At 44.2% G+C, this 10,376-nt stretch carries 11 protein-coding genes; 4 read left to right on the forward strand and 7 right to left on the reverse strand.

The features are described 5' to 3' along the window. Positions 1-426 precede the first annotated feature (426 nt). Both BCU12_RS10210 and BCU12_RS10215 read right to left on the reverse strand, forming a co-directional pair. On the reverse strand, positions 427-999 hold the full coding sequence (locus BCU12_RS10210; protein WP_102404199.1) for a uracil-DNA glycosylase family protein: 573 nt from the start codon (positions 997-999) through the stop codon (positions 427-429). 1 nt (position 1,000) lies between these two features. Then, positions 1,001-1,927, reverse strand: a complete 927-nt coding sequence (locus BCU12_RS10215; RefSeq protein WP_102404200.1) for a D-2-hydroxyacid dehydrogenase — start codon at positions 1,925-1,927, stop codon at positions 1,001-1,003. A 70-nt stretch (positions 1,928-1,997) separates the two neighbouring features. Between BCU12_RS10215 and BCU12_RS10220 the strand changes: the two genes are divergently transcribed. After that, positions 1,998-2,585 (forward strand): DUF416 family protein, encoded by a 588-nt coding sequence (locus BCU12_RS10220; RefSeq protein WP_102404201.1) that lies wholly within the window; start codon positions 1,998-2,000, stop codon positions 2,583-2,585. Between the two features lie 39 nt (positions 2,586-2,624). On the opposite strand, the gene BCU12_RS10225 is transcribed toward BCU12_RS10220, so the two are convergent. Then, positions 2,625-3,680, reverse strand: coding sequence for a hemolysin family protein (locus BCU12_RS10225; protein ID WP_102404202.1), 1,056 nt, complete (start codon positions 3,678-3,680; stop codon positions 2,625-2,627). A 326-nt stretch (positions 3,681-4,006) separates the two neighbouring features. Between BCU12_RS10225 and hupA the strand changes: the two genes are divergently transcribed. Beyond that, positions 4,007-4,279 (forward strand): nucleoid-associated protein HU-alpha, encoded by a 273-nt coding sequence (gene hupA / locus BCU12_RS10230; RefSeq protein ID WP_102404203.1) that lies wholly within the window; start codon positions 4,007-4,009, stop codon positions 4,277-4,279. Between the two features lie 50 nt (positions 4,280-4,329). Then, positions 4,330-5,028 carry a DUF1481 domain-containing protein gene (locus tag BCU12_RS10235; protein ID WP_102404204.1) on the forward strand — a complete coding sequence of 233 codons (699 nt, stop codon included), beginning with the start codon at positions 4,330-4,332 and terminating at the stop codon, positions 5,026-5,028. A 78-nt stretch (positions 5,029-5,106) separates the two neighbouring features. On the opposite strand, the gene purD is transcribed toward BCU12_RS10235, so the two are convergent. Together purD and purH are read right to left on the reverse strand one after the other, a co-directional pair. Beyond that, entirely contained in the window at positions 5,107-6,399 is a 1,293-nt protein-coding gene (gene purD, locus BCU12_RS10240) for a phosphoribosylamine--glycine ligase (protein ID WP_102404205.1), read from the reverse strand. 92 nt (positions 6,400-6,491) lie between these two features. Next, positions 6,492-8,084 (reverse strand): bifunctional phosphoribosylaminoimidazolecarboxamide formyltransferase/IMP cyclohydrolase, encoded by a 1,593-nt coding sequence (gene purH / locus BCU12_RS10245; protein ID WP_102404206.1) that lies wholly within the window; start codon positions 8,082-8,084, stop codon positions 6,492-6,494. A gap of 327 nt (positions 8,085-8,411) precedes the next feature. Here purH and zntR point away from each other — a divergent pair, with 327 nt between their 5' ends. After that, entirely contained in the window at positions 8,412-8,858 is a 447-nt protein-coding gene (zntR, locus tag BCU12_RS10250; RefSeq protein WP_102404207.1) for a Zn(2+)-responsive transcriptional regulator, read from the forward strand. On the opposite strand, the gene BCU12_RS10255 is transcribed toward zntR, so the two are convergent. Together BCU12_RS10255 and fis are read right to left on the reverse strand one after the other, a co-directional pair. Beyond that, positions 8,855-9,835: a GGDEF domain-containing protein gene (locus BCU12_RS10255; protein ID WP_102404208.1), complete on the reverse strand. Its 981-nt coding sequence runs from the start codon at positions 9,833-9,835 to the stop codon at positions 8,855-8,857. The genes zntR and BCU12_RS10255 overlap by 4 nt on opposite strands. 230 nt (positions 9,836-10,065) lie before the next feature. After that, on the reverse strand, positions 10,066-10,362 hold the full coding sequence (fis, locus tag BCU12_RS10260) for a DNA-binding transcriptional regulator Fis (protein ID WP_017035697.1): 297 nt from the start codon (positions 10,360-10,362) through the stop codon (positions 10,066-10,068). Between the last annotated feature and the right edge of the window lie 14 nt (positions 10,363-10,376).

Consider the following 10,376-nt stretch of genomic DNA (forward strand, 5'->3'; position numbering starts at 1 on the left):
CTGAGGCCTTTTTGTTTTTGGTGAAATACACTCTTCACCGATGCAAAATACTAACCTAGTTAAGTTTGCTCTTCTGAGTACCCATCAATAACGGCAAAAGTTTCACTAGTCGAAGTTAGGCTATTTTTATAGTTGAAAGCCCGCTCTTAACTAAGATAAGTGAACTTAATAGTTTTTCAGCCTTCTTTATTTCTTATTCGACATTAGTGGCCCGGCTAATAGCGAAATCGTTCAACTGAGCCGCTAATATCTGTTGCCTGTATTCTAGTTTGGCCAAATGCCATCTCATCATTTACAAAAGTAATTTCTTGAGTAAGTAGGCTGAATGAGTGATTGGCTCTGATAGGAAGCGTGAAGGAATATTTGAGCGTATTATTAGCGGCTCTATCATATTTTGTTCTGTCATCCAATCTGTGGACCATCCGGCTAGCCTTTCAAATGGTCGTGTACGTATTTACGTATATAAGGCACTACTTCCTTTTCAAACCAAGGGTTCTTCTTTAGCCAGATTGCATTTCTTGGAGAAGGGTGTGGCATTGGTATTTGCTTTGGAGCCCATTGCGACCAATTACGTACAGTGTCGGTCAGTGTACTTTTTCTTTCTGACAAATAGTAACGTTGCGCATATTGTCCTATAAGAAGGGTAATGCCAACATTGGGCATTTGTCCTAACAGCTGTTCGTGCCACAGAGGAGCACACTCTGATCTCGGTGGTAGATCGCCAGTTTTACCTTTCCCAGGGTAGCAGAAACCCATCGGGACGATCGCTATCTTGCTAGAATCATAAAAGTCATGTTTATCTAGATTAAGCCAAGATCTAAGTCTATCGCCACTTGGATCATTCCAGGGTATTGAGCTTTGGTGCACTTTAAGTCCTGGCGCTTGGCCTACAATCAACAGTTTTGCTTTACGAGAAGCTTGAACGACTGGGTTTGATCCTAGCTCTAGTTGTTGAGCACAGACATTACACTGTTTAATACGAGCAAGTAATCGCTCCATTTTAGTAGCCCCTATTGAAATCCACCCTATTAATGAGTTTAAATCCATCTCGCCAACGTAGGTAGTTATCTTTAAACTGGTCAATCACTTGGTCAGGAAAACTACTGGCTGCTATGTGAGGGGTAACAGTGATTTTCTCAATGTCCCAGAATGGATGTTCCGGTGTTAGCGGTTCATTTACAAATACGTCAAGGAATGCATGAGCAATCTTGCCTTCTGTTATAGCTTCTCTAAGGTCATGCTCGTTGACTGCATTGCCTCTGCCAACATTAAACAGTAAAGCTTGATGACAGTAGCTAAAGAATTCCCTATTAATCAGATTATTTGTTTCTGAGGTGGCAGGAAGCGTATTGATGATTATATCCGTTCCTTTTAACGCGTTTGGAAATTCCTGAATGTGGTAAACGTCGCTAAACGGAGAGTCCTTACTTGGTATTCCTGTTCGGTTGATTCCACAAACTTCGATACCGAGCGCGCGCGCCGACTTAGCCAAAAAGCTGCCAATTGAGCCAGTTCCCAAAATAACCATTCTCTTTCCCTGCAATGAAGTATAACGATGCGGAAGCCACTGTTTTTGAGATTCTTGCTGCTTGTAGACATCAAAATGACGGAAATATGAAATCGTATAACCAAGAACATATTCGGCGATCTGTTGCCCGAAAATCCCTTTCACATTCGTTAACAGGTAGTCTTGCCTAAGTGTCGGTAACATCAGTGAATCTATCCCCGCGTAAACCGACTGCATCCATTCTAGATTAGGGAAGTCTTCCAATTGTTTGGCTATAATGGGAGGAGACGCCAATACTATGGTCGCTTCAGAGCGGTTTGTTGTTACCTCGAGGTCTGGTAAAGAGTGCTTCCTAAGTTCACTGAGGTAAGTTTCATCTTGTTCAGTGAGAATATAGAGCTTATGAGTGAAATTATTCATTCGCTTGCTTTTTTCCCTGTTGGTTATCAAGTACACTTCCGCTGTCTTTTTCCGCAACGATTGAGTAACTATGCTACAGAATCCCTTACAGGTTCGTCTTGAAAAATTTGAACCTTGGCAACAGATTACCTTTATGGCTTGCTTATGTGAGCGCATGTACCCTAACTATGCCATATTTTGTGAAAATACAGAATTTGCAGAGAGTCGTGTCTATCGCGATATTTTGGATAGTGTTTGGGAACTGCTTACGGTCAAGAGCGCAAAGATTAATTTCGAGAAGCAGTTGGAAAAATTAGAAGAGATAATTCCTAGCTCAGAAGATTTCGACTTTTACGGTGTTTATCCAGCGATTGATGCCTGTGTTGGGTTATCAACGCTATTGCACGGTTTACTTGATCGTGAAGACCTCTACGACAACATGCAGAAACTAAGTCAAACGTCTGTAATGACTGTTGCACAGCTTGAAGAAGCACAAATACAAGTCGAGATCACAAACGACAATCAGAAAGAAAATGAAGCCGTTTGTGCAGAGTGGGATGTTCAATGGGCCATTTTTAGGCCATTAAGAGAAGCTCAAGAGCGCGATATTGATCTGATCAAAGATCTTCGCCAAGAATTAAAAGAAGAAGCCATCAGCAACATCGGTATGTCGCTGTAAACCAGCTGAACAAGGGAGGGAATGTCCCTCCCTTGTTGCCTAGTCGTCTTTTTTACCGTCTATCACGCCATGTTGCTTTTTCCATGCTTCCCAGCGTTCAAAAGCCAGTTGCTGCATATCTACAGATCTATCCGCTTCATCAACAATCTCCTCGCCGATTAAATGCTCGAAAATATCTTCTAATGTCACGATACCTTGGATCGTACCATATTCGTCGACGATCATTGCTAATTGGACTCTGAGTGACATCATTTGATCGAACGCTGCGGTTAACGACTTCGTATTTAGGATCACGTGTATCGGTCTCATGATAGAGCCCAATTGCTTGTGTCCTGAACCGCTTTGTTGCTGCTTGTATAGATCCAGTCTATGTACAAAACCAATGATGTTGTCTTTGGACTCGCTATAAACGAGTGGCCGTGAGAATGGGGTCTCTGGGTGTGTTTCTAGGAATTCATCAATAGATAAAGACGCGCTCTCACGAAAGACTACCGGTCGAGGAGTCATCACCTGCGTAATTGGTATGTTGGTTATGTTCAGTAAATTGTGCAGTATCTTAGACTCACCTTCCGCGAATTCCCCGCTGTCTTTAGCGAGTGTTGCCATTGCAGAGAGTTCATCTCTGACTTTTGGCTCTTGATGCCCTCTAGAGAGCCTCTTTGTTATTTGCTCTGAGAACCAAACGAATGGAGTCAGTGCCCATACCATCCAGTAGAGGAAAACCGCTGACATAGGTGACAGCTGACGCCAGTATGTCGCACCAATCGTTTTCGGTACAATTTCAGAAAGAACCAAAATTCCTAACGTTAATACTGCTGAAAATAGACCGAGCCACTGGCTACCGAATACCGCTGCTGCTTGCGCACCTGCACTAGCCGCACCTATCGTATGGGCGATGGTATTAAGTGTCAGAATGGAAGCGAGTGGGCGATCTATGTTTTGCTTCAGTATGCTTAGTCGTTCTGCTGATGGGTGTCCATTTTGTTTTAATTGAGCAATGTAACTAGGACTGATACTGAGGAGTACCGCTTCTAATACAGAGCAAATAAATGAAACGCCAATAGCGACAGAAACATAAATAAAAAGTAACAGCATGGTTTTCCTATAGGTGAAAAAATCACAATTTAAGACCGCATCATAGGGTCGGAAGTTCACATTTTATCGGTACAGTGCTCAGATCTGCTAATTATATTTAACAGAGATAGCGCAGATTTTCTCACTTTAGATACTCTAAATTGCTGAGTTTGTAGGCAATAGTTCATGTGGAATAGCGCTCAACTTCGCTTAAATTGTGAGTTAATGCTCATAATACGGTTAAAAGTAGGTCATAAAACCTCAAGAACCTCTACAAACCTTTGCCAGACGGGGGCTTTATGATTTAGAGTGAGTTGAATTCGATAACCTATGAGAAGGGAAACCTAATGAACAAGACCCAATTAATCGATTTTATTGCTGAAAAAGCAGATCTTTCAAAAGCACAAGCTAAAGCTGCTCTAGAAGCAACACTTGGTAGTGTTACTGATGCGCTTAAAGAAGGCGACCAAGTTCAACTAATTGGTTTTGGTACGTTTAAAGTAAATCACCGTGCAGCTCGTACTGGTCGTAACCCTAAGACTGGCGCAGAGATTCAAATTGCTGCAGCAAATGTCCCTGCATTTGTAGCGGGCAAAGCACTGAAAGATTCAGTGAAGTAACGTATAATGCGCCGAGATGTTTGAACTGACTCTCGGCGTGATTTCTCTCTATGAAAAAAACTCTCTTATCTTTAATAATTAGTTCTTCTCTTCTGGGATGTTCTTCATCCATCTCTACTCCAAACGTTGATCAGTTCTCGCACTATAGTGGTGGTAAGACTATGGGTGATGCGACGACGTTGTACTGGTACACCGAAAGACTCAATCAATCTTATACAGCCGCTGATCATGTATTTTCGGGTGATTATGGTTGGTATAAAACGGATTACCGTTGGAGTGAGGGAGAAATGCGAGAGCTCATTCGAGAAGGTGAGCAAGTCCGCCAAGATGTCGGGTTAGTGCCGTACCGTATTCACGTTCGCTTTAACGTGAGAGGCGAAGCGGTATATCAACAATATCGTATTGACGACAAAATACTTCCTATTAATGAAGAGCAGCTAAATCGCTACAAGTTGGAAGCGCAATCTGTATCTGAGGTGACCAAGGAGTTTGGTCGCGAAGGGCTAGAATTGATTCAGGGTTACTGGAACGGTTCAAGTTTCAAAACTTGCTCTGGTGGTAAGTATGATGAGATAGCGTTTAATCAGACGTTGCCTGGTTTTGTGGTGAATCGTTTATCAGCCATAGATAGTTATATTGCGGTGTTGGGAAAAACACGAGGTAATAAGGTGTTAGTCGAAGAGCTTCTAATGCTTGACGAAGATAGTCACGACTGCATTGCTCGTCCAGATTTGATAGTTGAGAATTAACGAGTCGTTGAGATAGAAGAAAGGCGCTGTTTAGCGCCTTTTTGTGTTTATAGAGTAATGACCTATTTAAAGGTTTTGTTAGTTACTCTCATTTTCACGCGCAATCGCACGGTAACCAATGTCATTACGGTGGAACATACCATTCCAGCTAACTTGCTTCGTTAATGCGTATGCGCGTTCCTGAGCTTCAGAAACCGAGTTGCCTAGTGCCGTTGCACAAAGCACACGACCGCCGTTTGTCACAACATCGCCAGCTTCGTTATTTGCCGTACCCGCGTGGAAAATCTTTTGACCTTCAACGTCGCCTGTTGGTAGTGAAATAACGTCACCTTTTGCGTAGTCAGCAGGGTAGCCGCCAGCGGCTAGAACCACACCAATAGACGCGCGTGGATCCCACTTAGACTCTGCTTCGTCGAGCTTCTCGTCGATAGCCATTAGGCAAAGCTCAACAAGATCTGACTCCATACGCATCATGATAGGTTGCGTCTCTGGATCGCCGAAGCGGCAGTTGTATTCGATAACCTTAGGTGTGCCGTCAGCATCGATCATTAGACCGGCGTAAAGGAAACCCGTGTAAGGTGCGCCTTCAGCGTCCATTCCACGTACCGTAGGGTAGATAACTTCCTCAAGGATACGGTTGTGGATTTCAGGAGTCACAACTGGCGCAGGAGAGTAAGCACCCATGCCGCCCGTATTAGGGCCAGTGTCTTTGTCGCCAACGCGTTTGTGATCTTGGCTGGTTGCCATAGGAAGAACACTAGAACCGTCAACCATTACGATGAAGCTTGCTTCTTCGCCTTCAAGGAACTCTTCGATAACCACGCGGCTGCCAGCTTCGCCAAATGCGTTGCCCGCTAGCATGTCTTTGATTGCCTCTTCTGCTTCTTCAAGTGTCATCGCAACGATAACGCCTTTACCAGCTGCAAGACCGTCAGCTTTCACTACGATTGGTGCACCTTGCTCACGTACGTAGGCAATAGCCGGCTCAATCTCAGTGAAGTTTGCGTAGTAACCCGTTGGGATGTCATGACGAGCTAGGAAGTCTTTGGTGAATGCTTTCGAACCTTCAAGCTGTGCTGCCGCTTGAGTTGGACCAAAGATAGGAAGGCCTACTTCGCGGAATGCGTCAACCACACCAATTACTAATGGTGCTTCAGGGCCAACGATAGTCAGTTCGATTTTTTTCTCTTGAGCAAACGCCACTAAACCAGCGATGTCTTCAACGCCGATGTTTACGTTCTCAAGTTTAGGCTCAAGTGCAGTACCTGCGTTACCTGGAGCGATGAATACTGTTTCGACATTTGGGTTTTGTGCTGCTTTCCAGCCTAAAGCGTGCTCACGACCGCCAGCACCAATAATAAGAACTCGCATTGTAAAATCCTTAACTTAAATTGCTTAAGCCTCGAAGGTCATTCGAGGCTTTGAACTGTTTCTAGAACTTAGAACTAGAAACCAAGTGATTTTTAATGATTAAAGTGACGCATACCCGTAAAGATCATCGCCATGCCGTGTTCGTCTGCAGCAGCGATAACTTCGTCATCACGCATAGAGCCGCCTGGTTGGATAACACACTTAATGCCAGCTTCTGCTGCTGCGTCGATGCCGTCACGGAATGGGAAGAACGCATCAGATGCCATCACACAACCTTCAACCTGTAGACCTTCGTCTGCAGCTTTGATGCCTGCGATTTTCGCAGAGTAAACGCGGCTCATTTGGCCAGCGCCGACACCAATCGTCATGTCGCCTTTCGAGTAAACGATCGCGTTAGATTTCACGTATTTCGCTACTTTCCAGCAGAATAGAGCATCTTTCAATTCTTCAGCTGTTGGTTGACGCTTAGAAACCACTTTCAGGTCATCTTCAGAAACCATGCCTTGGTCGCGGTCTTGAACTAGCAAGCCACCGTTAACGCGTTTCACGTCAAAGCCAGTCGTCTTAGTTGTCCATTCACCACACTCAAGTAGGCGAAGGTTTTTCTTAGCCGCGACGATTTCTACTGCTTCAGCAGAAATGGATGGTGCGATGATAACTTCAACGAATTGACGCTCAGTGATAGCCGTTGCTGTTGCAGCGTCTAGCTCACGGTTGAAAGCAATGATGCCGCCAAATGCAGACGTTGGGTCTGTTTTGAATGCACGGTCGTAAGCTTCTAGGATGTCTTCACCTAGTGCCACACCACATGGGTTAGCGTGTTTAACGATCACACATGCTGGCTCGTCGAACTCTTTCACACACTCAAGCGCTGCGTCAGTGTCAGCGATGTTGTTGTAAGAAAGGGCTTTACCTTGAATTTGGCGAGCAGTAGAAACAGATGCTTCTTCAGGGTTCGCTTCAATGTAGAAAGCGGCTGCTTGGTGGCTGTTCTCACCGTAGCGCATGTCTTGTTTTTTCTCGAACTGCTGGTTGAACGTGCGAGGGAATTTAGATTCAGTATCGCCTTCCTTGTTCTCACCGTAAGATGGAACCATAGTGCCGAAGTAGTTTGCGATCATGCCGTCGTAAGAAGCTGTGTGCTCGAATGCGGCGATAGCGAGGTCGAAACGAGTCTCTAGCGTTAGAGATTTCTCGTTCGCATCCATTTCAGCAACAACGCGCTCGTAGTCGTGTGCGTTAACAACGATAGTCACGTCTTTGTGGTTTTTCGCTGCAGAGCGAACCATTGTTGGACCGCCGATGTCGATGTTCTCAACAGCGTCAGCAAGGGTACAACCTTCTTTAGCAACGGTTTCTGCGAATGGGTATAGGTTTACAACAACCATATCGATAGGGTTGATACCGTGAGTTTCCATCACGTCATCGTCTTGACCACGACGGCCTAGAACACCACCATGAACTTTTGGGTGCAGAGTCTTCACACGGCCATCCATCATTTCTGGGAAACCAGTGTAGTCAGATACTTCTGTAACAGAGATGCCTTTTTCAGCAAGCAGGCGAGCAGTGCCACCGGTAGATAGGATATCTACACCACGGTTAGCAAGAGCTTTTGCAAATTCAACGATACCAGTTTTGTCTGATACGCTGATTAGAGCGCGGCGAATTGGACGAGCGTTATTCATGCTTCCATCTTCCTCAAATTCATGGGGTTAAAATAAAGATATTTGCCAAAAATAAACGATACTCGCGCCGATGTCATTGTAATCAATGCTGTAATGGCAATATCATCCATGAGTGAGGTTAAATGATCATGAACGCTCTAAAGTATCAATCAGTTTTGGGAAAGACCTTTATGCTTATAAAAGCGACAATAGGCTCCAGATTTGATGGCGCACATTCTAACTAATTTATTACATAAAAGCTCGCGCAATCGTTTGGCATCGCAAAAATAATTGTAAAATCGACGAAATTCAACCAAAGAAGTAACAAGGTTGCTTATGAGGAAGGGTATGTTTCAGATAGGTGAATTGGCTAAAAAGTGCCAAGTGAGCACAGATACATTGCGTTTTTATGAAAAGAACCAACTTATAAAACCTGCGGGCCGAAGCGAGTCGGGTTACCGCCTTTATAATGAGGCTAATCAGCGCCAGGTCAGCTTTGTACTAAAAGCGAAAGAGCTGGGTCTGAGCTTGGATGAGATCAAAGAGCTACTCGAGATCAAACTGGAGCCTACAGAGCACAGCTGCGCGGAAGTAAAGTCTATCACCACAGCAAAATTGGCATTGATAGACAGCAAAATGAAAGAATTGAATAGGATTCGTACCGCGTTAAAAAAAATCAATGATGCATGCTGCGGGTTGGTGGAGGATGATGCGAGCCATTGTTCTATTTTAGGTGCTCTGGCGAGTGAGGAGTTGACACGACCTTGCAGCCACGTAAAGAAACATCAACCTTAAGAGGCTTGCAGAATATTGGCCTTACACTCTTGGCTATTCTTGATAGATGGAAGGTTGTCATAATACAAAGTGACTTGATTTCTTCCTGTTTGCTTAGAGTAGTACATAGCCTTGTCGGCTTGCTTAAGCAGTTCTCTTACGGAAGAGACTTCAGAGGTCAGCTCAGAAATACCGATACTGGCCGTTGCGTAAATAACATGCCCATCAACAGTGCAAGACGCCTCTTCTATTGATTGGCGAATGCGTTCTGCGATTTCATAAGCTTGTATAGCGCTGGTATTGGTCAGTACGATTCCAAACTCTTCTCCTCCAAGGCGACCAATATAATCGCTGGTGCGAATAAGACCTTGGCAAATTTGAGCAACATGCGTGATGACTTCATCACCAGATAAATGCCCGACCTGATCGTTAATCTCTTTGAAATGGTCGATATCGACCATCAGGCAAGAGAGGCTTCTTTGAGCCGGGTCGTTAAACTCTTGTTCTAGCCCTTGAATAAAGGCTCGTCGGTTGAGAATCCCAGTGAGTTCATCTGTTTCAGATAGCTTTTTAAGTTCTGCTCTCTGGCGATAGGACTGGGTTATTTCTCGCTCTTGCCACAGGATCACTTTAGAGCCATTCGACAAAGATATCGGCTTGAGTGTCGCCTCAAACCAGAGCTGTCCCTTTAGCTCCTGGGCTTCAATGTCAGCAATCGAAAGCTGCAGCTGTTGGTGTGACTCCAGTGAATATTGAATACTGATCAGAGAATCAGAGGTAAGAACTTGAGTCATGTACCGATTGAGTTGTTCAGCAACAGGAGGAGGGTATATGTCATCGATGGTTTGATTGATATAGCACTTAGAATGGGCTGTACTTAATGGATTTGTATCACCAAAACTCTCGCGGATGTACCCGTTTTCATCAATGACCCATAAGCGTTCAGGCAGCTCATGCAGAATGAGGTTGAACCAATCTTCCTTTTGCATATCAACCATGTAGCGTATCCGAACGTGAATTTAATTAATCATTATATAGCCATTATTGATCTTATCAATACTATATGGGTCACAAAATGACCATGTGGTCAAAATCTAACTGGATGGTTTTAAACGGAATTTCGTCCTGAATCTAAGCGCTTCTAATTGCGTGTTGGTGGGCTAGTAAGATAAAAAAAGCCGGGCTCACTAAATAGCGAGCCCGGCTTTCTAATTCAAAATAGGAATGATTAGTTCATGCCGTATTTTTTAAGTTTCTTACGAAGAGTACCGCGGTTGATGCCCATCATAGTTGCTGCGCGAGTTTGGTTACCACGCGTGTATTGCATGATGGTATCAAGCAATGGCTGTTCAACTTCAGCTAGAACTAATTCGTATAGTTCAGTGACTTCTTGGCCATTTAATTGAGCAAGATAGTTTTTAAGAGATGCTTTAACGGAGTCACGCAGTGGTTTTTGCGCGATCTGATCTTGTGAAGTAACGGTAGTAACTGTTAAAGCTTCTGAAGTTATATTTTGTTCGAACATATTCGGTCTAACTC

The sequence above is a fragment of the Vibrio sp. 10N.261.55.A7 genome, from assembly GCF_002877365.1.
GTDB lineage: Bacteria > Pseudomonadota > Gammaproteobacteria > Enterobacterales > Vibrionaceae > Vibrio.

Excerpts from the sequence above, each read along its gene's own strand:
- BCU12_RS10220 (WP_102404201.1), top strand. The coding sequence starts at position 1,998 with ATGCTACAGAATCCCTTACAGGTTCGTCTTGAAAAATTTGAACCTTGG.
- purH (WP_102404206.1), bottom strand. The coding sequence starts at position 8,084 with ATGAATAACGCTCGTCCAATTCGCCGCGCTCTAATCAGCGTATCAGAC.
- BCU12_RS10210 (WP_102404199.1), bottom strand. The coding sequence starts at position 999 with ATGGAGCGATTACTTGCTCGTATTAAACAGTGTAATGTCTGTGCTCAA.
- BCU12_RS10225 (WP_102404202.1), bottom strand. The coding sequence starts at position 3,680 with ATGCTGTTACTTTTTATTTATGTTTCTGTCGCTATTGGCGTTTCATTT.
- BCU12_RS10235 (WP_102404204.1), top strand. The coding sequence starts at position 4,330 with ATGAAAAAAACTCTCTTATCTTTAATAATTAGTTCTTCTCTTCTGGGA.
- hupA (WP_102404203.1), top strand. The coding sequence starts at position 4,007 with ATGAACAAGACCCAATTAATCGATTTTATTGCTGAAAAAGCAGATCTT.
- BCU12_RS10255 (WP_102404208.1), bottom strand. The coding sequence starts at position 9,835 with ATGGTTGATATGCAAAAGGAAGATTGGTTCAACCTCATTCTGCATGAG.
- BCU12_RS10215 (WP_102404200.1), bottom strand. The coding sequence starts at position 1,927 with ATGAATAATTTCACTCATAAGCTCTATATTCTCACTGAACAAGATGAA.
- purD (WP_102404205.1), bottom strand. The coding sequence starts at position 6,399 with ATGCGAGTTCTTATTATTGGTGCTGGCGGTCGTGAGCACGCTTTAGGC.
- fis (WP_017035697.1), bottom strand. The coding sequence starts at position 10,362 with ATGTTCGAACAAAATATAACTTCAGAAGCTTTAACAGTTACTACCGTT.
- zntR (WP_102404207.1), top strand. The coding sequence starts at position 8,412 with ATGTTTCAGATAGGTGAATTGGCTAAAAAGTGCCAAGTGAGCACAGAT.